The organism is Gracilibacillus sp. JCM 18966 (genome assembly GCF_055392695.1).
The window spans coordinates 2,148,318-2,172,337 of record NZ_AP043883.1; the positions used below are offsets into that span (position 1 = coordinate 2,148,318).

Below are 24,020 nucleotides of genomic sequence, written 5' to 3' on the forward strand. Positions count from 1 at the left end.
GGACAACATGGAAGATTTACTACAACTAAAAGACAAAAACATTGTAATTATGGGAGTTGCTAATGAGCGAAGTATTGCATGGGGAGTGGCCGAATCTTTGAGTAAAGCGGGAGCCAACCTTTTCTTTACTTATCGTAAAGAGCGTTCATTAAAGAAATTAAATAAACTGTTGGACACAAATGAAGTAGAAGCAAAGGCAGTCATTCAATGTGATGTGAATAATGATGAAAGTATTGCACATGCCTTTTCTGAAATTGGGGAAGACGTGAAGGTTATACATGGTATTGTTCATTCCATTGCTTTTGCGCACTCTGAAGATCTTAATGATGATTTTGTTAATACCTCACGTGATGGATTTGCTTTTGCGCAAGATACAAGTGCATACTCGCTTGTAGCTGTTGCTAGGGCTGCAAGACCATATATGACAGAGGGTGGCTCCATCATTGCGATGAGTTACTATGGAGCAGAGCGTGTTGTTCGTGGCTATAATGTTATGGGAGTTGCAAAAGCTACATTAGAGGCATCAGTAAAATATTTAGCTGCAGACCTTGGAGAAGATAATATCCGAGTCAATGCAATTTCCGCTGGTGCCATTCGGACACTTGCGGCAAAGGGTGTCCCATCGTTTAATGAAGTATTGAACAAAATTGAAGAAAATGCTCCATTAAAACGAAATGTTACAAAAGAAGAAGTCGGTGACATGACACTCGCCATGATGAGCCATTTGTCTCGTGGGGTGACTGGTGAGATCGTTTATGTTGATTCAGGGTATAATATATTAGGTATATAATAGAATAAGGCTGGATTGAGGTCTTTGTTCTCAGTAGTAACCCGGACTTTATCTCATTAACTTGAGGTAAAGTCCGGGTTTTGCATTTTACAAAATCTGTTTTGTTTATCGCTATATCTAAAATATTCATCAAATAAATATTATAAACAGTACCTTGCATTAAACAATAGTGAGTGGTATTATATAATTATAAGTATTATTTTTATTCAGGTACTGTTTATTAAACAGTAGTGAATATAAGTGTAGGTGATAACAATGAATATACAATTTAAAAAGGGTGCCCTAGAACTATGTGTACTCGCTTTACTGGATAAACAGGATAGATATGGCTATGAATTAGTCCAAAAAATTTCGGATCAAATAGCTATCTCTGAAGGTTCCGTGTATCCATTATTAAGGCGTTTAAAGAAGGAGCAATATTTCACAACCTATTTACAGGAATCAACCGAAGGCCCATCACGTAAATATTATCAATTGACAAATAAAGGGCGGGAGCATTTACATGAACTTATGGAAGAATGGCAACATTTCACAAACGGTGTAAATCAGATTATAAAGGAAGGTGTCAAGCATGAATAAAAATGAATTTCTGAATAAGCTAGATAAGTCTTTAAACAGACTACCGTATGAAGAACGGAAAGATATTATACAAGACTTTCAGGAACATTTTGAAATAGGAAAAACAGAAAATAAATCAGAGAAGGAGATCGTTTCAGCATTAGGATCACCAAACCAAATTGCAAAAGAAATTCTAGCTAATTACTATTTAGAGAAAATAGAAACAACTTCATCGACTAAAAATATTTTTAGTGCCATATGGGCTGTAATTGGTTTAGGATTTTTTAATCTGGTTATTGTTGCAGGTCCTTTAATTGCGATAGCAGCGATTATTTTAAGTGGGTGGGTTGCCGGAGGAGCATTTACGATATCGCCACTTTTGTTTCTTATAAATATAATCATTTTCCCTGGACAATTTAATTATCTTGATTTGTTTTCATCTATTGCTCTAACGGGTGTTGGTCTTTTATTAATTATTGGCATGTATTACGTTACCTACTGGTCACAGAAAGGATTTATTCAATATCTGAAGTTTAATGTTCGTATGGTAAAGGGAGGGTTGAAGCATGACTAAATTAAAAAAGGTATTACTAGGAGCATTTATTTGTATTATTGTTGGTGGACTAGGAACTATTTTCTCGTACCGCATGTATGCACAGTCATCTAGTGTGGAAACAAAAGAAATAAATGCTGAAAATATCGAAAATATTAAGATGAAGGTGGATAATCAAAGAGTGGAGGTTATCCCTACGTCTGGCACAACTATAAAGGCTGAACTTACAAGGGAAGGAATAACCAATAGTACGTTTACGGTTGATGAAAAGGATGACACTGCAGAAATTCAGATAGAAGATAAAGAGCGTTCATTTTTTAGCTTTCATTTTCATAATTGGAAACAGAAGCTTAAATTATTTATACCAGAGAAAGACTATCAAGCAATAACAATAAAAGTTAACAATGGAGAGCTTGAGATGGAAGAAGTCCGTACTACTGATTTAGAAGTGGATACAAATAATGGAGAGATTGATATGAACCATTTACAAACTGTAACTTCTATGATTAGTACAAACAATGGGAGCATTCATCTTGAGGATATTATTTCCGATTATATTCAGGTGAGTACTAAAAATGGGGAGATAGAGATGAGTGATATAATAGGCGATTTGAAGGGAAGAACAAATAATGGCTCGATTTCTCTTGTAACAAGCAATTTAGATCGTCCAATTGATCTTGAAACACACAACGGGAAAATAAATATTCAGACGGAAAAAGAGCCAACTAATGTTAGGTTTGATACAAGTGTTCACAATGGGAAGATTACCATTTTGGATGACACTAATTTTTCCAACATTATTGGTGATGGTGATAATCTAGTAAAATTAAAGACCTATAATGGAAGTATTAAGGTGACAAAATAAAAATTAAGGGAGCAATTAAGTTGGCTCCCTTTCAATGATTTCTTTATAACTCATCTGGTAATTTATTTTTGTACATTTCGATGACATTTGAATTATCTTTTAAGGTAGTAATAGTTTTTTGGTTTGGTTTCGTAAAGATTGTTTGATAATCCCTTTCACCATATTGCTCTTGTATCGGAAAGGCTAATTTTTCCTCAGTTAAAGAAAATTCAGCTTTAACACCTGGCTTGTTCCCTCTTGCATCTAATCTGATCCATTTTTCGAGTGAATGAAGATAAATACCATTTAATGCGTGAATAGCATAACCTTTGTCAGGTGTATCAAAGAGCATAAGTTTTTGGTAGCAGAAGCCTGTTGGAATACCCACCCTTCTTAATATTGCAGCTAGAAGATGGGACTTAGCATAACAGATTCCTTGTTGATGTTTTAGCACTTCTGAGGCACTGCAAGTTACCACAGATCCTTGGATATCCCAAGAATGTGGGATCTCATCTCGGACAAATTCGAATGCTATTTTAACCTTTTTCAATTCCGAAGATGAAGATGGCCGATCGAATAGATGATTACATTTCCTTTCAATTAATGGATTAGAAAAATCTATAATATCGGATTCTTCTAAGTAATCTGGAAGATAACTTGATTCGGGTAACATACTTAGTCCTCCTACCTTTTGTATAATAATACAATAAAAATTATTTTTATACAATGGTATGGATCCAAATTCATTTCCAAAAATTAATAAGTTTCGAGATATTCTGCATAAAATCGTCGATTTGGTTTTCTCCGATCCTTCTTTGGCTGTACCATTTTCTAATTGATTCCAATATAAAAATAGGGATAGATTTACCTGCAATGAGGTGATAATATTCATCATACCCCTTTCGTAAATGTTCCCATCGATAGTCATTACCAGTGTTTAAATATTCAGAAACATCAATTACCTTGGCCCTGCCATTTTGTAAAAGAATATTTCTTAGATGGATATCTCTAGGGTTCATTCCTTTCTGGCGAGCATATTCTCTTGCATTATCTACATCCTGTACAACCTGTTTTGGAATGTATATCCCTCTAAGCAGACAGTCGTAAAGCGTTATTCCTTCTTCATATTGCAAAACAAGGTAATTTTTATGATAACCATAGCATGTCGAGAAATAAGAAGAGGTACCGAGTCGATGATAAATCTCAGCTTCTTGTTTTATTTTTTCTTTCCTTTCCTCAGAGTATAGTTTATAAGCATATTGAGGTAAATGTATATATTGAAATACAGCAGCATCTGTTCCGATTCCGATACACTTCAATACATCAGAATTGCCTTCAATCGTTACAGGCTCGTTATCAGAATTTGAAATAACTTTTATTGTTGACAAATAAGGATCTGCTTCCAACCAATCGTTTGGCATCAATGCATGCTCCCTTCGTGTTGAAAAGAACTGTTCCCTCTCCATTGTTATCAAGTATAACCCAAACATCTCAAAAATAGTATTATTTCATTTGGAGATGGAAGTCTCACTTGATGTATTATAGAATTATAGAATATACCGCATAAAGGAGGGGGAAAATATTGCGATCAGAGCAAGAAATAATGAGTCTAGTTATGGACTTTGCTGAAATGGATGAGCGTGTAAGGGTAGTCGGTATGAATGGTTCAAGAACAAATGACAGAGTAAAAAAAGACCTGTTCCAAGATTATGACATTGTCTATATTGTAAAGGATATGTCCTCGTTTATTAGAAATAAAGACTGGATAGATTATTTTGGAAAAAGATTAATCCTACAAACACCTGAAGCAATGACCCTATATCCAGCAACATTAGGTAATTGGTTCTCTTATCTAATGTTATTCGAAGACGGAAATCGCATTGATTTAATGTTAATTCCTTTAGAAGAGTTGGATGCCTATCTTGGGGATGATTCTTTAACAAAAATATTGTTGGATAAAGACGATCGAATCAGAGAGAAGCCAATACCTAATGATCGAGATTATCATGTAAAAAAACCGAGTGCAGCAGAATTTGATGATTGTTGTAATGAATTTTGGTGGGTAACAACCTATGTAGCGAAGGGACTATGTCGTAAGGAATTTCTATTTGCAGCTGATCATTTTGAAAAAATTGTTCGCAAAGAATTATTTCGAATGCTTGAATGGAAGGTTGGTGTGGAAACAAATTTCCAATTAAGTGTAGGCAAATCACATAAATATCTAGATAAATATGTTTCGAAGGATGTATGGAATCGGATTCTTACTACTTATAAGCTAGATAGCATTACTGCCTGTTGGGATGCATTATATATCGCAATTCAACTATTTAGGGAGACTTCGATAGAATTGGCTAAAAACTTTGGTTATCATTATCCAGATTATGATGAGAAAATGAGTGGATATCTAATTGAGTTACAAAAATTTGATAGTTAAATGGTTAGCCAGGCGCAACTTGTTGCACCTGGCTAACATTATGTTAATTGTTGTTCGGCAAATTCCTTATAAAGTGCATGATTTGCGACTAATTGCTGGTGTGTTCCAACACCTGTAATTTGCCCTTTTTCGATAAAAAGGATTTTATCTGCATCTATAATAGTAGACAGGCGATGGGCAATAACAAAGGTCGTTCTACCCTCCATGAGTTTCATTAAAGCTTTTTGAACAATGCCTTCTGACTGGCTATCAAGACTTGCTGTCGCTTCATCCATCATTAGGATTTTCGGATTGCGTAAGAAAGCGCGAGCAATCGCAATTCTTTGGCGTTGACCACCTGATAGCTTCACTCCGCGTTCTCCGACTTCTGTATCTAACCCATTAGGAAATTCTTTAATAAACTGAGCAGCATAAGCCATCTCAGCAACCTGCCATAAACGTTGATCATCAATTTCTGAAATGTCTTCCATCCCGTAACAAAGGTTTTCTCTTATTGTACCTGCCATCATGGGGCTATCCTGAGAAACATAACCAATCTGACCACGCCAAGATTTCATGGAAAGCTTTTGAATAGGTGTATCTCCTATACGTATAATACCTGATGATGGTCGATAAAATTGTTCCATTAAACCGAAGATCGTCGTTTTACCACCACCACTCGGGCCAGCAAAAGCAACCATTGTTCCAGGATGAACCTCAAATGATATATCTTTTAAAACAATCTCTGATTTATCGTAGCCAAAGGTGACATGATCAAAATATATTGTTTTATTTGCAATATCTAGATCAATACCTTCCTTATCCTCTTCTAATTTCAAATCGAGAATCTCCATTATTCTTTCCGTGGCACCCTGTGCTTTTTGTAATTGGGTAAAGAACATCGCAAAGGATGTGATTGGATAAATGATTTGAAAAAGGTAAAGTAGGAAGGCAACAAGAGAACCTGTTGTCATCGTTCCTTCCTCGACTCGAATTCCTCCATAGCCGATGATCATCACTATGACAATCATATTAATCAAATACATCGTTGGCCCGACTAACGCAAAAATTTTGGCTTCTTTTAAACCAAAACTAAAAAGCTTTGTAATGTTTTTAAAGCCTTTCGTTTGCTCTGCCTTTTCCGCATTAGAGGACTTCATTAAGCGTATTTCTCCTAAGGTTTGCTGAATACTACCAGAGAAGTTTGCCGTTTCATCCTGTAGATTCCTAGAAATCTTAGACATTCTCTTTCCTAGTGGTAATAGAACAGTGACCGCAATCGGTACAGAAATAAGCATGAGTAAGGTCATTTTCCAATCCATAATAAATAAGATGATAATCGCACCAATGATTGTAATAATCCCTGTAATAAATTGAGGGAAGTGTTGTGTAATGAGATCTTTCACAATACTCGTATCATTGACAACCCTGCTGACTGATTCTCCACTTTTATTTTTATCAAAGTAGGAGACGGGTAAACGAATAAACTTTGTCCACATCTGTTCTCTTAATCTCGCAACTATTTTCTGACCAACATAGGCCAAGGAATAGGTAGACACACCATCAAGCACTGCTTGTAAGATGAACACGATTACAATAACAGCAATTAATGTAATATTCAGATTGCTGGCATCAAAGCCATCGACCATTTGACGCGTTAAAAGTGGGATGGTTAACCCCACTAATGTCGTGAATAAACCTCCAACTAACCCAATCACAAGTGCTAATCTTGGAATTCTAGTAGATAGAATAAGTGATAGAAATTTATTTTGCTTTTTTTTCAAAATGACCCTACTCCTTTTCAATAAAATAACAAACACTTCGCTTATGTTACATACGGAAGTGTTTGGCAAATTGTTTCATTATTTTTTGTTTTTGCAAAAAAACTCGAATCATTTTTCCTTGCCCATAATTCCGTAGAAGAAAAGATTCATAATATCCTCTGTATATGGAAGAATTTTATTACCGATATTTTTCTGTTGAAGGAAATTTTTATACATTTGAATATGCATCATAATAGACTCTTCGGAAATCTGCTCGTTAATATAACCATCCTTTTTCCCTAATTGAATTAATTGATGGAAGAAAGGAATTGATTTTTCTTGATAGATCTTCTCTAAAAAAGACGGTGCTCCATGCAAGTCGTTTAATAAGTATTCGTAAACTTCTTCATGAATTTGTTCCGATAATTCCGCTTTATGAAAAATGAACTGCTTTATTTTCTCGGGGAATGGTTGATCGGAATCGAGTATTTCCACATACTCGCCAAATAACTCTTCGACATAAAAAATCATGGCTTGCTTTAGTAGCTTATCTTTACTTCCGAAATAATTATAAATGGTCACTTGAGAGACGCTAGCCGTATTCGCAATTTCTGCTATGGACACACTTTTAATCCCTTTTTGTAAAAAAAGAGAAACAGCTGTATTTAAAATGTTGTTTTGTTTTTTTTGTTTTCTTCTTTCAAATCCGTCCATTTCCTTCACCTCACTTCATATTGTATGTAAAGTTTTGAAATAAAACAAGTAAAATATTTCATAAAGAGGTTGCAGAATCAAATGAAATCTAATATTATGAAATATATGAAGTATAATATTTCAAAACTTTTATTGGGTTGATTAAATTGGAGGGGATAGGATGACCGTTGTACAGGTTCAAAATGTAGAAAAAAGGTTTGGCTCCTTTCAAGCATTAAATAAGATTAATTTACAAGTTAATAAAGGAGAGGTTTTCGGTTTTATCGGACCGAATGGGGCAGGGAAATCGACGACTATCCGTGTGTTGTTAGGGATCATCCAAGCTAGTGCAGGAAGTGCAAAGATCTTTGGAATGGATGTATGGAAGGAGGCTGTACAGATCCATCATAGAATTGCCTATGTACCTGGTGATGTTCATTTATGGGAAAACCTAACTGGTGGGGAAGTGATTGATATATTTCTAAGGCTCAGAGGTAAGGTGGATTATAAGAAAAAAGAGAAGCTTATCGATTTATTTCAATTAGACCCAAGGAAAAAATGTGGGACCTATTCAAAAGGGAATCGACAAAAGGTAGCTCTAATCGCTGCATTTGCATCGGACGCAGAATTGTTCATTCTAGATGAGCCAACCTCTGGATTAGATCCATTAATGGAACAAGTATTTCAGCAATGTGTTGCAGAAGTGAAGAAGAATGGAAAAAGTGTTTTGCTTTCTAGTCATATTCTCTCTGAAGTTGAAAAGCTATGTGACCGAGTCGGGATTATTCGACAGGGTGAGATGATTGAAACAGGTACTTTAGAGGAATTAAGTTATTTAACAAGAACAAATTTGAAGCTAACAACAAATAGTGCGATCAAGGATTTGTTTGAATGGTCAGGGATACATGAGCTTCAGAAAGAAAATGGTGATTATATATTCCAGGTTGATACAGATAAACTGCCAGAAACTATGACTAAATTAAGTAGCTATGGAATTATAAAAATCGAGAGTAAGCCGCCAACTTTAGAGGATTTGTTTATGCGTCATTATGAGCAAAAAGGATAGAAAGGAGGATGAATATGCGATTTCATTCCTTACAGAAACTACTAGCATGGAAGTGGAGACAAAGTAGAGTTAGTTTTATGATCTGGGGAGTCTCTCTAGTACTGATTACAGTTGCTACTGCCAGTGCTTTTAGTGGGTTATATCAAAATGAGCAGGAAAGGGCTGCAATGGCACAGACGATGGAAAATCCTGCAATGACAGCTATGGTTGGACCAGGATATGGTTTAAGTAATTATACTAATGGTGCGATGATGGCACATGAAATGCTTTTATTTACGATGATTGCCTTTGCTGTGATGAGCATTCTAATGGTTAGTAAACAAACTAGAGCAGAAGAAGAGGATGGTAAACTAGAATTAATTAGAGCTTTACCTGTTGGAAGGCTTTCACCATTAATGGCTTCCTTCATTACTGTTTCCTCCTATAATATTATCATCGGTTTATTGATAGCTTTTGGTCTTGTGGCCATGAATATCGATGGTATTGGAATAGAGGGATCGTTCTTATATGGAATAACGCTTGCTTGTGGTGGGTTAATTTTTACAGCGATTACGGCAATTTTTGCCCAATTATCACAGACTGCAAGGGGAACACTAGGCTATTCTTTTACCTTTTTACTTTTGTTTTACTTTATTCGAGCTATTGGAGACGTATCAAATGAGGCTTTAAGCTTAAGCTCTCCACTAGGTCTCCTTCTTCGAGTGGAAGTATTTGTGCACAACTATTGGTGGCCAATTCTTATAACGTTCATGGTTTATCTAATCCTTGTCGCTGTCGCCTTTTTATTGAATAATCGAAGAGATGTTGGAGCAGGATTAATTGCTACCAAGCCTGGTAGAAAAAAGGCATCAGGGTGGATTCTTTCAACTATAGGATTAGCTCTTCGAATTCAGAGAACCTCTATCATTGCTTGGTTAGTGGCGATGCTTCTATTAGGGCTATCTTACGGATCAGTGTTTGGAGATCTAGAGGCCTTTTTTGAAAATAATGAAGCAATTAAGCAAATGCTTGGCAGTAATGCGAACTATTCCTTAACCGAACAATTTATTACTATGCTAATGGTAATACTAGCTATATTCTCTACGATTCCAGCCCTTATAACCTTTCTCAAAATAAAAGGAGAAGAGAAGAAAGAACGCTTGGGAATGCTCCTAACAGGTACTGTATCGAGATGGAACATTGTCGGTGTCTATTATTTAATCGGAATCCTTCTATCCACTATCTCACAATTTTTGGCTGTTTATGGATTGTGGATTAGTTCTAGCTTTGTCATGGAGGAGCCGATTCCTTTTATTAACTTTTGGAAGGCAGGGATGGCTTATTTACCAGCAAGCTGGTTTTTACTCACAATCGCTCTCTGTATCTTTGGGTTTCTGCCTAAATGGACCCCAATAATTTGGGGATATTTAGTTTTCTCCTTCATCGTGGTTTATTTAGGTGAAATGTTAGATTTGCCGGAATGGTTAGCACAGTTATCCAGCTATTCACATATTCCACAGCTCCCGGTCGAGGCATTTGATTGGTTACCAATCATCGTTCTAATCGGTCTAAATCTAATAGGCACCGTTGCTGGATTTATTGGTTTTCGAAAAAGAGATGTTATCGGCTAGTGGCTGGGACATAATTAAATAGGGATAATGGGGAATCCGAACAATTTTCTGACTGGGTTACAGTGCAGAAATATTAATGTTTGGATTTTCTCTATTTAATTATTCTTTTGTCCCAGTCTTTTTTTGTCGATATACATAAAGGATTAATTAAATAATATTTGAATTTTTCAAAAAATAAGATATAATTTCTGAAATGATAATAAGAGGGGGAATAAAATGAAAGCATTAGAAAGAGTTAGCAGTTTTGTTGGAAATACCTTTGCGATTTGGGTCGTACTATTTGCAATCTTATCATTTCTCGTACCAGCAGGCTTTACATGGTTAGCAGCATATATTACGCCATTATTAGGAATTATTATGTTCGGTATGGGACTCACACTCTCCACTAGTGATTTCAAAGAAGCATTTAAACGACCAAAGGAAGTAGCAATAGGAGTTGTAGGACAATTCCTAATCATGCCATTAATTGCCTTTGCGCTTGTAACCATTCTACCTGTATCAAAGGAGGTCGCAATTGGAGTGATTCTCGTTGGATGTTGTCCAGGTGGTACTTCATCCAATGTGATGACATACTTATCCAAAGGAGATACAGCATTGTCGGTTTCGATTACTGCGGTTTCTACGATTCTGGCACCGGTTTTGACACCTGCACTTATTTTTCTTTTTGCCAGCCAATGGCTAGAAGTATCGGCCGCTTCCTTATTTGTATCAATCGTACAGATTGTTTTAGTACCGATCTTGTTAGGCTTACTTGTTAAAGGATTGTTGAAGGATAAAGTAGAAGCAGGGGTAAAGGCAATTCCATTAGTATCAGTTATTGGTATCGTAGCAATCGTTGCAGCAGTAGTAAGTGTGAATCAAGAACAAATTGCAAAAATGGGCTTATTAATATTTCTTATTGTCGTCCTTCATAATACATTTGGCTATCTATTAGGTTATGGGCTTGGAAAACTTACTAAAATGGATCCAAAACAGCAAAAAGCTGTATCAATAGAAGTCGGGATGCAAAATTCTGGTCTTGGGGCTACGCTGGCAGCAGCACACTTTAATCCACTATCTGCTGTTCCTAGTGCTATATTTAGTGTATGGCATAATATTTCTGGACCGATTGTAGCAACTGTTTTTCGTAAACTACAAGAAAAAGAGGATAATAATCTGCAGAAGAGTGAAAGTGCCTAATATATAAAAAGATCAGGTTCTCATAAGAGAATCTGGTCTTTTTCTCGTTAGAGACAAAAAATTAGTCCGCTTTCTTGATTTCCATCTTCATCGTGTTTGACACCTTATCTGATTGGTAGCTTCCTTTTGGGAAAATAAAGGTCCAGGGCATGCTTGTTTTTGGAGGGATGTGTAATCTATTTTCTTGAAATGAATGACCAGCAATCATTTCTTGCTCTTGAAAAATAACTAAATCTACCTTGCTTAAATCCACTCCTGTTTCGGAAAAATTGTGAATTAAATTCGTATACAACAATTGATCCTTATGGTTAAAAGCATAGCGAATGGTATTGAAGGTAATCGCTTGTTTCTGATCTTCCTTTGTTGAGTGAAACACCTGTTCAATTATGGCTAAATCACCTTTAGCAATGGTCTTTTCCCAAGCGGCTTCTAATAATAATCGTTGCATTTGCTCATCTCCCTATAACTTTCTTTGATTTAATCATACTTATGAAGGAAAAGCAAAAAGCAGGCACCACATGTTGTGCCTGCTTCTTCGTTATTCTGATACTGGTACAACTGATCCGTTGTATTCTTCTTCGATAAATGTTTGAATTTCATCAGAGCGAAGCACTTCTACTAATTTTGCCAATGCTTCATTGTTTTCGTCTTCGCTACGAGCTGCAATAATGTTAACATATGGTGACTCAGAGCCTTCCAAGATTAATGCATCCTCTGTTGGAACTAAACCTGCTTCCAAGGCATAGTTTGTATTAATAGCTAGAATAGCATCTTTTTCTCTTTCATAGAACTCAGGTAAAAAGCCTGGGTCGATACTAGCATCAAATTCAAGGTTTAGAGGATTCTCAACAATATCATCAACAGTTGCAGATTGTTTATCTACATTCTCATCAATTTTGATTAAACCTTCTTTTTCTAATAGAGCAAGAATTCTTCCATGGTCTGGTACATTACGACTCATAATAAAAGTTGTACCCTCTGGAATATCATCGATATTGTTTATGTTCTTTGAATAAATTCCCATTGGCTCAATATGAATACCACCTAAATTAACAATATCAAAATCAAATTCTTCTTTTTGTTGCTCGAAGTAAGGTATGTGTTGGAAATAGTTCGCATCTAATGTTCCATTATTTAAGTCTTCATTTAAGAATGTGTACTCTTGATAGGCTTCCACCTTAAGTTCAATGCCTTCTTCTTTTAAAATAGGAGCAGCTTTTTCTAATACTTCAGCATGTGGCACACTGGTCGCACCAACTGTAATAGAAGTTGTCTCCTGGTTTCCTTCTTCATTGCTTGCATCCTCATTCTCTGAAGTTCCACAAGCTGCCAATACGATTAATACAGATGCTGTGAATAATAAAGCTAGTAATTTTTTCAAAATAAATCATCCCTTCTAAATTTTATCTTTTATCTACCGCTTTGGATAGTAAATCCCCAATTAATTGAAAAACAAACACAATAGCGATAACAAATATGGTACATATAAGGACTACATCGAAATCTCTTCTTAAGAAACCTTTCATATAGGCAAGATCCCCAAGTCCACCTGCACCAATTATACCAGCCATTGCTGTATAGCCGATTAAGGAAATAGCTGTTACCGTAATACCTGATATAAGAGCAGGCATTGATTCCGGTAAAAGCACCTTAAAAATGATGGTGTGAGGTTTTGCCCCCATTGATTTTGCTGCTTCGATAACACCTTTGTCTACTTCTTTTAATCCTATCTCTACCAGTCGTGCATAAAAGGGAGCCGCTCCAATAATTAATGCAGGGAGTGCAGCCTTCCATCCTCGAATCGTACCTATTAGAAAATCAGTGAAAGGAAATAAGAGTAGGATCAAGATAATAAATGGTATGGCTCGAAACACATTGACAACCGTTGCAGTGACAAAGTTAATAAAGCGATTTTGCCAAAGGTTTCCTCTATCTGTTAAAAACAGCAATAGCCCAAGTATAATTCCAAGAATGAGAGTTCCAGCTACGGAGATGAGTGTCATGTATAAGGTTTCTTCTGTTGCTGTCCATAAATCCTCCATGTTTACATTTGGAAATAATTCTTTAAGCATGACGTAACACCTCAACTTCCACACCAGAGGTTTCAATAAATTGAATAGTTTTGGATAGAATATCTTTCTCTCCGTTTAATTCAATATACAATGTTCCATAGGCACCTTCTCTAGTTGGGGCAATAGAGCCTTGTAGAATATTAATTTCTACATCAAATTTTCTAACGATTTCTGTAATGAGGGCCCTTTTAGCATCATTACCAATAAAGTGTAGCTTGATTACTTCACTATTGTCATGATTGGTTATGAAGTTCTGCAATTTATCTTGTTCATGCTCTAATGGATTTAATTGCTGAACAAATCGCTTTGTAGTAGCTGACTTCGGACGAACAAATACATCCAATACGTCTCCCGTTTCGACAACTTCTCCACTCTCCATAACAGCGACTCGATTACATATTTTTTGAATGACATGCATCTCGTGTGTGATCAAAATAATAGTAAGACCTAGTTTCTGATTAATGGACACAAGTAATTCGAGAATATCATCGGTTGTTTCAGGATCTAATGCAGAAGTAGCTTCATCACAAAGCAATACCTCTGGATCATTGGCAAGTGCACGGGCAATGCCAACTCTTTGTTTCTGACCACCACTTAGTTGTGCAGGATAGGAATTTTCTTTTCCAGATAATCCTACTAGATGAATTAATTCAGTTACCTTTTCAGATCTCTTGGCTTTTGGTACACCTGCTATCTCTAGTGGAAAGGCAATATTATCAAATACGGTTCTAGACCAAAGGAGGTTAAAATGCTGGAAGATCATACCGATCTTTTGACGTTTTTTCCGCAGCTGAGCTTGAGACATATTCGTTATATCAAGCTCTTGTATTGAAACAGTACCATTTGTTGGTTCCTCTAATCGATTAATCAATCGGATAAAGGTACTTTTTCCAGCACCACTATAGCCAATTACACCAAATATTTCTCCTTTTTCTATGTTTAATGAAACATTATTGACAGCTTGCACTTGTTGTTTATTTGTCTGATATAGCTTTGATAAGTTTTCAATCTTAATCAATCAGCCCACTCCTTTCTCTGGGGTAGAAAAACAAAAAATCCTTTCTGTACAAGAGGACAGAAAGGATGTATGCTCCGCTTAGTCCTCTTATCTTTCAAAGCGAACTTGCTTTGATGGAATTAGCACCTATCAGAATCATCTGACGGTTGCTGGGTTTCATAGGGCCAGTCCCTCCACCTCTCTTGATAAGAGTATTACTTTTATTATAAAGGTAATCATAGCATGACAAATAAGTGAAGTCAATAAGTCTACTAATTGTTGTAATCATCGGACTTTTCAGAAAATTCAACTCTAGTACTTTGAATAATTTTTTACTCTTTTACTCTACTATAGTAGCGCATTAGACAATTTTCGACTATAATAGACAATTGGTAGATTAAATGAAAAGAGGTTAAGAGATGAAACATATCGCAATAATTGGTAGTAGTGGTGGGAACCTCTATAACCTTGGTGGAAAAAAACCAGCTAAGCTACTAGAAGAAATTAGAGTTCAAGCAAACAGTGCAGGAATGAAGCTTCACGCTGTCCAGTTCGTTGGTGCTGAAGAAAGCATGGACTCTGCAAAACAAGACACAAAGGCGTCTTTATGGCAACTTGATGAAAGTGGAACATTTACTCAAAGTGAAAGAGCTAATCTTAGTGTCGTAAATGAAGAAGCGCGATTATTGGATCAGAAAATTGCCGATTTAATAGAAGAAGAGCAAATAGATGGATTAATTGTAATGAGTGGTGATCCAAATGATACGAATCAACACGTCATTCGTGCTGCCGCTAAGAAACAAGTACCAGTAGTAGGAACTGGTGGTACTTCTATGGCAACTATTGCCACCTTGGGTGCTAGAGTAATAGCAACCTCTGGTACCACTGGAACAACCAATCGAACGAGGGCTGTTTCGTTTATTACTTCTTTAAGTAAAGAATTTCAACTGTCGTATCGCCCGATTTTAGGAAGCAATCCATCCAATCAAATATCAAATGGGCTCGGATGGCGAAATATCAATATTCGTGGGATCATGATGTCGGCATTACCAGGTTTTATCGCAATGGCTCTTATATTGGCATTAAGTAAAATACCAGCACTTTCTGGTTTAAGTGAGGTGTTCGATCTATTAATTGGTGCACTTCCTGTTGTTATTGCCGTTATTGCCGCAAAGCAGGTTTCAGAATTAGATGAAGTGTCTATTGTTGCAGGTGTTATTGCAGGAGTATTGTCGGTTGATGGCGGGATTATTGGTGGAATGATCGCTGGTATTCTTGCAGGGGTCCTGGTGCGTATACTCTTCCGAAAATTTGTTGAATGGCGCTTTCCAATGACAACAGTCAACATTGCTGCAGGTGGAATTGCTGGATTATTCTCTGGATTATTAGTTTATTATTTTATTGCACCAATTGCTTTATTTATAGGTGATGGAATAAAACAGTTAATTGAGCTTGCGGTAGATTTTAATCCGATTCTTGCTGGTACCATTGCGGGAGTGTTAATTTGGCCAGCCATTATTGGTGGGGTCTATCATGCTGCCATCTTGCCGATTGTATTGCTAGAAATGGAGCGTACGGGGAACAGCTTTTTAGGTGCTGTTGATATGGTGGGATTAGTAATGGTAGCTGCTGGTATTAACTTAGCGAATATTATTCGACCACGTGATAAAGGAGAGGCAGCAGTTGCCGTTCCAGGCTTTCTAATCAATCTTGGCTTTGGAACCTTTGTTGAATCAGCCTACCCATTTATGTTTTCGAGCAAATGGATTTTCGCTGGAGCTCTTCTATCTGGGGGGATAGGTGGTGCATTAGTTGGCTTTTTTGAGGTTCGTGGAACAGCCTATGTTCCTACCTTTACGGCACCATTGCTTGCCAATCACTCTCTTGGCTTCATCATTGCAATGCTTGTACCATGTCTAGTAGCATTTTTTGTTACATTAATTGTAAATCAGATAAAACGAGCGAAATAATGCTAGAAGAAGTCTATGATAGCTGCATTGCTTTTATAGACTTCTTTTAACATTAGTATCTCTGGATCCTTAATTGGTAAGGGATTGAATTGGTGCAGGTATCCTTCCACCACGCTGAATAATTTTCTCAGAACTAAAAGAACTAACTCCGATTATCGGTGCTCGACCAAGTAGTCCGCCAAATTCGACCGATTCGCCTTGTTTTTTGCCGATCACTGGAATAACACGTACAGCTGTTGTTTTTCGATTGATCATGCCTATTGCAGCTTCATCCGCTATGATGGCAGCAATGGTTTCTTCGCTAGCTGATCCATCTAGTGCAATCATGTCTAATCCAACAGAGCAGACACATGTCATCGCTTCAAGCTTTGATAATTCAAGAGCACCATCCTCAATACCACGAATCATTCCATTATCTTCACTTACTGGTATAAAAGCGCCACTTAAACCACCAACGTAGGAGCTGGCCATCGCCCCACCTTTTTTGACCGCATCGTTCATGAGTGCTAATGCGGCAATGGTTCCATGTGTACCGACACGTTCTAAACCAATCTCTTCTAGTATTTCCGCAACACTGTCATTCATAGCATTGGTTGGTGCAAGCGACAAGTCCATTATACCAAATGGGACGTTTAGTCTTTGTGCTACTACACGCCCAATTAATTCACCTGCCCTTGTAATCTTAAATGCCGTATTTTTGATCACATCAGCTATTTCTCCCAAATCGGCATTTGGGAATTTTTTTAATGCATTTAATACAACACCAGGACCACTTACTCCAACACTTAACACTACTTCCCCTTCACCCGTGCCGTGAAAGGCTCCTGCCATAAATGGATTATCCTCAACCGGATTACAAAAAACAACTAGTTTGGCACAACCAATACTATTATGATCTTTCGTTAGCTCCGCTGTTCGCTTTATAATCGATCCCATGCTTGCTACAGCATCCATGTTTATTCCTGTTTTCGTTGTAGCAACAGAAATAGAAGCACATACTCTTTCTGTGAAGCTTAGTGCCTCTGGGAGTGCAGAAAGTAGGGCTTGATCTCCCTTGGTTATCCCTTTATGTACCAATGCAGAAAATCCACCAATGAAATCCACATCTAAACATTTAGCTGCGTCATCTAATATTTTGGCTAATTCTATTACTTGTTGCTTTGATGCATTTCCTAGTAATTCTGCGACAGGTGAGATCGCAATTCGTTTGTTGATAATTGGCACCCCATATTCCTCCGCGACTTGGTCAGCAGTTGTTTGAAGCTCCTTTGCATAGTGCGTAATTTTTTTATAAACATTCTCTTTTAATTTATCAAAATCTGAATCCATACAATCCCGTAAGCTAATCCCCATTGTAACCGTTCGAATATCTAAATGTTCCATTTCTACCATTCGTATTGTTTCTTGTATCTCTGTGAATCCTATTGGCATAATTGATTTCCTCCTTAAACACGATGCATTGCTTGAAAAACATCTTCAAGTTGAATGTTAATATTCAGTCCAAGTTCCTTTTCAACAGGTTCGAATTTTTGTTTTAAATGATTAATATTACTACTGTCTTGAATATCTATAATCATAATCATTGTGAAAAAATCCTGCAAAATCGTCTGACTTATGTCAGAAATATTTATATGATTATCTGCTAATACATTAGTAACTTTAGCTATAATTCCTACTTTATCCTTACCTACAACACTTACTACTGCTCGTTTTTTCAATTTTATCACCTCTATTTCGTTAGTATGCTCATTATAACACGGAATATCGATATCGCATTTTTGCTAAAACCATTATTTTCGCATAAAATATAGGGGTATTAAGAATTGGAGGGCTTCTGATGAAGGAAATTAAAATGATTGCATTAGACATGGATGGCACGCTTTTAAATAATCAGCACCAAGTCTCCGACGTAAATAAAACTGCAATAAAAAGAGCCCAAGATAATGGGGTAGAGGTGATTATCTCAACAGGTCGTCACTATCAAACAAGCTCTATTATTGCAAAAGAATTAGGTTTACATTATTTGATTACGGTGAATGGTAGTGAGATTTGGACAATGCATGGTGACTTAATTGCAAGACAAACATTGGATCCAAGTATTGTTATGAAGCTTGTAAAGCTTAGAGAGGAGCATCAAACATGGGCTTGGCTTGCTTCTGTTGATAAAATTTGGCGGGGAGAGACTCCTGAGGATATTGAAGCACATGAATGGCTGAAATTTGGCTTTGACACAGACGCCCCAGAAATAAAGGAAAAAATTAACCAAACATTGTCAGAATGGGAGGATGTCGAGGTAAGTAATTCTAGTCTAACCAATATTGAAGTCAATGCAGTCGGAGTGAATAAAGCAGCGGCAATTGAAAAGGTTTGTGAAAGAATTGGTATCACCATGGATCAGGTGATGACGGCTGGTGATAGTTTGAATGATATAAAAATGATAGAATTAGCTGGATTAGGCATCGCGATGGGAAATGCTCAGGAACCTGTAAAAAAAGCAGCTGATTGGGTAACCGCTTCTAATGATGAGGACGGAGTAGCCCTTGCTATTGAAAAGTGGGTATTATCATCGACTTAACAGTAAAGTATTTTCGTGTAGTGCTGGATCCTGAAATATTTGCTAGAAATGATAGAAATTTCTGAAAATAGGTAGCTATTACTTGCAGTGAACCATTTGATGTAATAACTTATTATATGGAGTGAATTTTTATACTGGACTTACGCATTGTTCCATTTCGTGCTAAAATAGAGGATATGGAATAATACATAAGTAGTGATAAATTAACAAAAGGAGCGATTAGGAGAATGGCAAAACAACAATTTGGTGTGATAGGTCTTGCTGTTATGGGGAAAAACCTTGCCTTAAACGTAGAGAGCAGAGGTTATTCTGTAGCAGTTTTTAATAGAACTTATCAAAAAACAGAAGACTTCTTGAACAATGAAGCAAAAGGGAAGAATTTCGTTGGAGCAAAAACGATTGAAGAATTTGTTGATTCCTTAGAGAAGCCGCGTAAGATTATGTTAATGGTACAAGCAGGGCCAGCTACTGATGCGACGATTGCTTCCCTACGGCCATTACTTGATAAAGGTGATATTTTAATCGATGGTGGGAATACGTTCTTTAAAGATACCATGCGTCGTAATGCTGAGCTTGATGAATCTGGAATCCACTTTATTGGAACAGGTGTATCAGGTGGGGAAGAAGGAGCACTCAAAGGCCCTTCCATCATGCCTGGTGGACAAAAAGAAGCATATGATTTAGTTGCACCAATTTTCGAAGCAATTTCTGCTAAAGTAAATGGCGACCCTTGTGTAACTTATATCGGACCGAATGGTGCTGGACACTATGTCAAAATGGTTCACAATGGTATAGAATATGGAGATATGCAACTTATTTGTGAAGCATATTTTATTATGAAACACGTGCTAGGTCTAGGTGCTGAGGAGCTTCATGAAGTATTTAAAGAATGGAACAAAGGTGAACTAGATAGCTATTTAATCGAGATAACAACAGATATCTTTAAGAAAAAGGATGCTGAAACAGGAAAACCAATGGTGGACGTGATCCTAGATACTGCTGGTCAAAAAGGTACGGGAAAATGGACAAGTCAAAGCGCACTAGATCTAGGGGTACCATTACCGGTTATTACAGAATCTGTATTCGCGCGTTTTATTTCAGCAATGAAAGAAGAGCGTGTGGCAGCGAGCAAGGTATTACAAGGGCCATCTGCAGCGGACAAGCCGTATGAAGGAGATAAGGATGAACTAATTGAAGCGATTCGTAAAGCCCTTTATATGAGTAAAATTGTTTCCTATGCACAAGGTTTTGCTCAAATGAGAGCAGCATCTGAGGAAAATGATTGGAATCTACGTTATGGAGATATATCCATGATCTTCCGTGGAGGATGTATTATTCGTGCACAATTCCTACAAAAAATTAAAGATGCATACGATCGTGAGCCAGGTCTTGCTAATCTCTTACTAGATCCTTACTTCAAAGAAATTGTAGAAGGCTATCAAGAATCATTGCGTAAAGTATTATCGATCGCAATGGAGCGTGGAATTCCAGTTCCTGGATTTGCAAGTGCCTTAGCTTATTATGATAGCTATCGTACAGAAACATTGCCTGCTAACCTTTTACAAGCACAACGTGATTACTTTGGCGCACACACATACCAACGTGTGGACAAAGAAGGAATCTTCCATACAGAGTGGTTAGAGGACTAATAATAAAATCCCTCTTGCATATATGCGAGAGGGATTTTGTTATTATCATAGACCTTCTTCGAATAATAGCACTCTAGCTGGGGCTGCTTCTGTATCAATTAATTTTAATGGTGCAGCGACCATCAAATATTCTCCAGGTGTGACTTCAGCAAGACGTAGACCTTCCATAATAATAATCTCTTCTGTGAAAAGCTTGCGATGAGTTGGGTTCCCTTCTTGACTACGTTCGATTCCTAATGTATCTATTCCTACACCCGCGACCTGCTTTTGAATGAGGTAGTCAGCGCCGTCTTCTTTTAAATAAATAAAGTCGAAATCAAACTCGTTCTTCGCAAAGGAGGAATTTTTTGTTTTCAATAAAAGAAAATCATTTTCAAAAATAGAATGCGCTTCCAAATCTGTGCGACTTATTCCATCTTTAGCATTCGTTAAATCTAATACCTTTACCTTTCTAATTAATTTTTCTAATGAGATCGATTCAAATGTATCCCCGTCGTTCAACATATGAAGGGGTGCATCAATATGGGTTCCGCTATGAAGGTTTAATTCCATTGTTGTACTTGTAACATAACCGGAGGTATTTCGGTCAAAATGTGGTTTAATTGCTTGAATATTTTCCCATACTTGCATTTCTGGATGAATCGTCATTGAAATATCATAGAATTTCACTTTTAATCTCTCCTTTTTAGATAAGAAAGAGCAACCTAAAACGATTGCTCTTCCTCTTGTTCTACTATTTTTCAGGTGTAATGTTCCACCATTTAAAACCGTCTTTCGCTAATAACTCATCAGCTTCCTTCGGTCCATTTGTTCCTGATTCATAATTTGGAAAGTCTGCTTTTTTCTTGGACCAAGCATTTGCGATAATATCAATAAATTTCCAAGAAAGAGCAACCTCATCCCAGTGTGTGAAATTAGTGGAATCACCGCGCATACAATCATGTAACAGAATTTCATATGCTTCTGGAGTATTCATCTTGTCACCAGAATTATTGTCATAACTTAATGTGATTGGAGTAGAGGTAGCACTATAGTCACCTTTCTTCGCATTAACATGCAATGTGATCCCTTCATGTGGTTGGACATGGATAACGAGTAAGTTAGACTTCGTTTCATGTTCTTTTCCATAATAGAGGTTCATCGGTAAATCTTTAAATTCGACTACAATTTCAGTGGATTTTTTCTCCATACGCTTACCTGTACGAATATAGAATGGAACTCCAGCCCAGCGGAAGTTATCAATCATGAGTTTTGCTGCTACGAACGTATCTGTATTTGATTCAGGGTCCACACCATTTCCTTCGCGGTATGCGGGTAATTCCTCACCATTTACCATTCCACGGCCATATTGACCACGGACAATATATTGGTCAAGATTGTCTTCTTCAAAGAAGCGCAATGCACGCAACACTTTTACTTTCTCACTACGAATTTCTTCAGGTGTTAGCTTAATTGGTGGATCCATAGCGATCAATGCGAGCATTTGCAACATATGATTTTGCATCATGTCTTTTAAGGCACCAGCACTATCATAATAGCGTCCACGCTCTTCAACACCTAGAATCTCACTTGACGTAATTTGAATATTTGAAATATATTGATTATTCCAGAGTGGCTCAAATAATGCATTGGCAAATCGAATTACTTCAATGTTTTGGACCATTTCTTTTCCTAAGTAATGGTCAATACGATAGATTTGATCCTCAGAAAAAGCTTCACGAATTTGGTTATTTAATTTTTCGGCAGACTCATAGTCATGACCAAATGGTTTTTCGATAACAAGTCTAGTCCAACCTTTTGTTGTTGTTAAACCTTCTGACTTTAAGTTTGCAGCAAGTGTACCAAAGAAATTAGGCGCCATCGAAAAGTAGAATAGACGATTTCCGTCAGTTTCATGCTTCTCATCAAGCTGATTGATAAGGTTCTCTAACTCTGCATAATGCTCAAGGTCTTGAATATCGAAAGGGTTATAATGAAAATGGCTAGCAAATTCATCTGGATCAATACTTGGATCATTTAACCCGTTTATAGATTCTTTTACATTATTTCGGAAGTCTTCATTCGTTAGTGGTCGTCTTGCAACACCAATTACGGCAAAGTTCTTTGATAATTTTCCATTACGATAGAGTCGATAGATGGAAGGATAGAGTTTTCTATTTGCAAGATCACCTGTTGCACCAAATATAACAATAACTGCTTTTGGGTTATTCGTTGTCATTAACTTAAACTACCTTTCTTCATTTAATTATTAATAAGCGAGTTATACGCATATGTGTCACGATATGCTATAATCAAAATGTTTCTTAAAAAATAGGAATGCATAATGGCTTTTATTTCATTTGCTAATTATACATGATAACATATAAATTGGTAAAATGACGTGATTGTCATAAATATATACTATCACTTATTAAAAAAATGACAAAACAAAATACATAGAATTTTCAAAAAATTCAGGAGGATATGATGAAAAATTACCAAGGATTTCTAATTGATTTAGATGGAACAGTGTATAAAGGTACAGAAAAAATCATAGAGGCTATAGAGTTTGTGAAAGAATTAGAACGAAAGGGGCTCCCCTATCTATTTCTAACAAATAATTCTACCAAGCATCCAAAGGATGTTTCAGAAAAATTAGTTAATATGGGCGTCCCAAGTACAGCTAAACATGTCTTTACGACAAGTATGGCGACAGCAAGCTATATAAAGGGACAAAAAACGAATGCAAAAGTCTATGCAATCGGTGAAGAAGGACTCTATATGGCGCTTAAGGAATGTGGGCTTGAGCTCGTAGAAGAAGATGCAGATTTTGTCGTAATGGGACTGGATCGAAATATAAATTATGAAAAGCTAACAAAAGGGGCACTAAATATTCGCAAGGGCGCAAAATTTGTCGCAACAAATGGTGATGTAGCATTACCAACAGAAAGAGGCTTCTTACCTGGTGCTGGTTCCCTTATTTCTGTTCTAACTGTTACTACAGGAATACAACCAACATTTATAGGTAAGCCTGAATCAATCATTGTGGACCAAGCTCTAGAAGTACTTGGCACAAAGAAGGAAGAAACACTTATGGTTGGTGACAATTATGCTACAGATATATTAGCAGGAATGAATGCTGGCATTGATTCTGTACTAGTGCATACAGGTGTGACAACGAAAAAAGATTTAGAAACAATAGAAGCAAAGCCAACCTATTCAATAGATAGCTTAGCAGAGTGGACGTTTGGTGAATAACTAATACTATGTTTAAGAAAGAGCCAAGTAGAGGATTTCTTCTATCCTTTG

The 24,020-nt window shown here is 36.8% G+C and carries 24 protein-coding genes and 1 riboswitch; of the genes, 12 read left to right on the forward strand and 12 right to left on the reverse strand.

Annotation, left to right across the window (positions count from 1 at the left end; translation table 11 throughout):
• The first annotated feature begins 7 nt into the window (after positions 1-7).
• The 4 genes from fabI (at position 8) to ACZ5N5_RS10310 (ending at position 2,766) form a co-directional block, all read left to right on the forward strand.
• Positions 8-790: an enoyl-ACP reductase FabI gene (gene fabI, locus ACZ5N5_RS10295; RefSeq protein ID WP_054787373.1), complete on the forward strand. Its 783-nt coding sequence runs from the start codon at positions 8-10 to the stop codon at positions 788-790.
• A gap of 255 nt (positions 791-1,045) precedes the next feature.
• Entirely contained in the window at positions 1,046-1,369 is a 324-nt protein-coding gene (locus ACZ5N5_RS10300; RefSeq protein WP_054861195.1) for a PadR family transcriptional regulator, read from the forward strand.
• Positions 1,362-1,922, forward strand: coding sequence for an HAAS signaling domain-containing protein (locus ACZ5N5_RS10305; protein ID WP_054787267.1), 561 nt, complete (start codon positions 1,362-1,364; stop codon positions 1,920-1,922). Before ACZ5N5_RS10300 ends, ACZ5N5_RS10305 begins: the two co-directional genes overlap by 8 nt.
• Positions 1,915-2,766: a DUF4097 family beta strand repeat-containing protein gene (locus ACZ5N5_RS10310; protein WP_464372436.1), complete on the forward strand. Its 852-nt coding sequence runs from the start codon at positions 1,915-1,917 to the stop codon at positions 2,764-2,766. The genes ACZ5N5_RS10305 and ACZ5N5_RS10310 overlap by 8 nt, the downstream gene beginning before the upstream one ends.
• A 43-nt stretch (positions 2,767-2,809) precedes the next feature.
• On the opposite strand, the gene ACZ5N5_RS10315 is transcribed toward ACZ5N5_RS10310, so the two are convergent.
• Complete coding sequence (locus ACZ5N5_RS10315; protein WP_054861218.1) at positions 2,810-3,418, reverse strand: transglutaminase-like domain-containing protein; 609 nt, start codon at positions 3,416-3,418, stop codon at positions 2,810-2,812.
• 70 nt (positions 3,419-3,488) lie between these two features.
• Positions 3,489-4,166 carry a serine/threonine protein kinase gene (locus ACZ5N5_RS10320; RefSeq protein WP_464368307.1) on the reverse strand — a complete coding sequence of 226 codons (678 nt, stop codon included), beginning with the start codon at positions 4,164-4,166 and terminating at the stop codon, positions 3,489-3,491.
• Positions 4,167-4,327: 161 nt separating this feature from the next.
• Between ACZ5N5_RS10320 and ACZ5N5_RS10325 the strand changes: the two genes are divergently transcribed.
• A complete protein-coding gene (locus ACZ5N5_RS10325) occupies positions 4,328-5,179 on the forward strand; it encodes an aminoglycoside 6-adenylyltransferase (RefSeq protein WP_277678240.1) in 852 nt (283 codons plus the stop codon).
• Positions 5,180-5,217: 38 nt separating this feature from the next.
• On the opposite strand, the gene ACZ5N5_RS10330 is transcribed toward ACZ5N5_RS10325, so the two are convergent.
• Together ACZ5N5_RS10330 and ACZ5N5_RS10335 are read right to left on the reverse strand one after the other, a co-directional pair.
• The gene (locus ACZ5N5_RS10330) at positions 5,218-6,942 is read right to left on the reverse strand and encodes an ABC transporter ATP-binding protein (protein ID WP_054787269.1); all 1,725 of its coding nucleotides are present in this window, start codon (positions 6,940-6,942) and stop codon (positions 5,218-5,220) included.
• A 108-nt stretch (positions 6,943-7,050) separates the two neighbouring features.
• Positions 7,051-7,635, reverse strand: a complete 585-nt coding sequence (locus ACZ5N5_RS10335; RefSeq protein ID WP_109985617.1) for a TetR/AcrR family transcriptional regulator — start codon at positions 7,633-7,635, stop codon at positions 7,051-7,053.
• A gap of 160 nt (positions 7,636-7,795) precedes the next feature.
• On the opposite strand from ACZ5N5_RS10335, the gene ACZ5N5_RS10340 reads away from it, so the two are divergent.
• The 3 genes from ACZ5N5_RS10340 (at position 7,796) to ACZ5N5_RS10350 (ending at position 11,469) form a co-directional block, all read left to right on the forward strand.
• Positions 7,796-8,680: an ABC transporter ATP-binding protein gene (locus tag ACZ5N5_RS10340; RefSeq protein ID WP_464372437.1), complete on the forward strand. Its 885-nt coding sequence runs from the start codon at positions 7,796-7,798 to the stop codon at positions 8,678-8,680.
• Between the two features lie 14 nt (positions 8,681-8,694).
• Positions 8,695-10,290 (forward strand): ABC transporter permease, encoded by a 1,596-nt coding sequence (locus ACZ5N5_RS10345; protein ID WP_464372438.1) that lies wholly within the window; start codon positions 8,695-8,697, stop codon positions 10,288-10,290.
• Positions 10,291-10,506: 216 nt separating this feature from the next.
• Positions 10,507-11,469 (forward strand): bile acid:sodium symporter family protein, encoded by a 963-nt coding sequence (locus ACZ5N5_RS10350; protein ID WP_054787271.1) that lies wholly within the window; start codon positions 10,507-10,509, stop codon positions 11,467-11,469.
• 61 nt (positions 11,470-11,530) lie between these two features.
• Here ACZ5N5_RS10350 and ACZ5N5_RS10355 read toward each other — a convergent pair whose 3' ends face one another.
• The 4 genes from ACZ5N5_RS10355 to ACZ5N5_RS10370 all read right to left on the reverse strand — a co-directional run bounded on the left by ACZ5N5_RS10355 (position 11,531) and on the right by ACZ5N5_RS10370 (position 14,559).
• Positions 11,531-11,917: an SLAP domain-containing protein gene (locus ACZ5N5_RS10355; protein WP_054787272.1), complete on the reverse strand. Its 387-nt coding sequence runs from the start codon at positions 11,915-11,917 to the stop codon at positions 11,531-11,533.
• A gap of 90 nt (positions 11,918-12,007) precedes the next feature.
• Complete coding sequence (locus ACZ5N5_RS10360) at positions 12,008-12,850, reverse strand: MetQ/NlpA family ABC transporter substrate-binding protein (RefSeq protein WP_054861202.1); 843 nt, start codon at positions 12,848-12,850, stop codon at positions 12,008-12,010.
• 22 nt (positions 12,851-12,872) lie between these two features.
• Entirely contained in the window at positions 12,873-13,541 is a 669-nt protein-coding gene (locus ACZ5N5_RS10365; RefSeq protein ID WP_054787274.1) for an ABC transporter permease subunit, read from the reverse strand.
• Positions 13,534-14,559: a methionine ABC transporter ATP-binding protein gene (locus ACZ5N5_RS10370; protein ID WP_109985611.1), complete on the reverse strand. Its 1,026-nt coding sequence runs from the start codon at positions 14,557-14,559 to the stop codon at positions 13,534-13,536. The genes ACZ5N5_RS10365 and ACZ5N5_RS10370 overlap by 8 nt, the downstream gene beginning before the upstream one ends.
• A gap of 84 nt (positions 14,560-14,643) precedes the next feature.
• Positions 14,644-14,751, reverse strand: a riboswitch (SAM riboswitch).
• Positions 14,752-14,957: 206 nt separating this feature from the next.
• Between ACZ5N5_RS10370 and ACZ5N5_RS10375 the strand changes: the two genes are divergently transcribed.
• Positions 14,958-16,508 carry a PTS sugar transporter gene (locus tag ACZ5N5_RS10375; RefSeq protein WP_109985610.1) on the forward strand — a complete coding sequence of 517 codons (1,551 nt, stop codon included), beginning with the start codon at positions 14,958-14,960 and terminating at the stop codon, positions 16,506-16,508.
• Positions 16,509-16,577: 69 nt separating this feature from the next.
• On the opposite strand, the gene ACZ5N5_RS10380 is transcribed toward ACZ5N5_RS10375, so the two are convergent.
• Both ACZ5N5_RS10380 and ACZ5N5_RS10385 read right to left on the reverse strand, forming a co-directional pair.
• Positions 16,578-17,939, reverse strand: a complete 1,362-nt coding sequence (locus tag ACZ5N5_RS10380; protein ID WP_109985609.1) for a PFL family protein — start codon at positions 17,937-17,939, stop codon at positions 16,578-16,580.
• A 14-nt stretch (positions 17,940-17,953) separates the two neighbouring features.
• Complete coding sequence (locus tag ACZ5N5_RS10385; RefSeq protein ID WP_054861205.1) at positions 17,954-18,226, reverse strand: ACT domain-containing protein; 273 nt, start codon at positions 18,224-18,226, stop codon at positions 17,954-17,956.
• Between the two features lie 119 nt (positions 18,227-18,345).
• Here ACZ5N5_RS10385 and ACZ5N5_RS10390 point away from each other — a divergent pair, with 119 nt between their 5' ends.
• Both ACZ5N5_RS10390 and gndA read left to right on the forward strand, forming a co-directional pair.
• Positions 18,346-19,083, forward strand: coding sequence for a Cof-type HAD-IIB family hydrolase (locus tag ACZ5N5_RS10390; RefSeq protein WP_109985608.1), 738 nt, complete (start codon positions 18,346-18,348; stop codon positions 19,081-19,083).
• 227 nt (positions 19,084-19,310) lie between these two features.
• Entirely contained in the window at positions 19,311-20,732 is a 1,422-nt protein-coding gene (gndA, locus tag ACZ5N5_RS10395; protein WP_109985607.1) for an NADP-dependent phosphogluconate dehydrogenase, read from the forward strand.
• Positions 20,733-20,777: 45 nt separating this feature from the next.
• Here gndA and ACZ5N5_RS10400 read toward each other — a convergent pair whose 3' ends face one another.
• Both ACZ5N5_RS10400 and zwf read right to left on the reverse strand, forming a co-directional pair.
• Entirely contained in the window at positions 20,778-21,401 is a 624-nt protein-coding gene (locus ACZ5N5_RS10400; protein WP_464372439.1) for a cyclase family protein, read from the reverse strand.
• A 64-nt stretch (positions 21,402-21,465) separates the two neighbouring features.
• Positions 21,466-22,950, reverse strand: a complete 1,485-nt coding sequence (gene zwf / locus ACZ5N5_RS10405; protein WP_054787276.1) for a glucose-6-phosphate dehydrogenase — start codon at positions 22,948-22,950, stop codon at positions 21,466-21,468.
• Between the two features lie 248 nt (positions 22,951-23,198).
• Between zwf and ACZ5N5_RS10410 the strand changes: the two genes are divergently transcribed.
• Entirely contained in the window at positions 23,199-23,969 is a 771-nt protein-coding gene (locus ACZ5N5_RS10410; RefSeq protein WP_464372440.1) for a TIGR01457 family HAD-type hydrolase, read from the forward strand.
• The last annotated feature ends 51 nt before the right edge of the window (positions 23,970-24,020 follow it).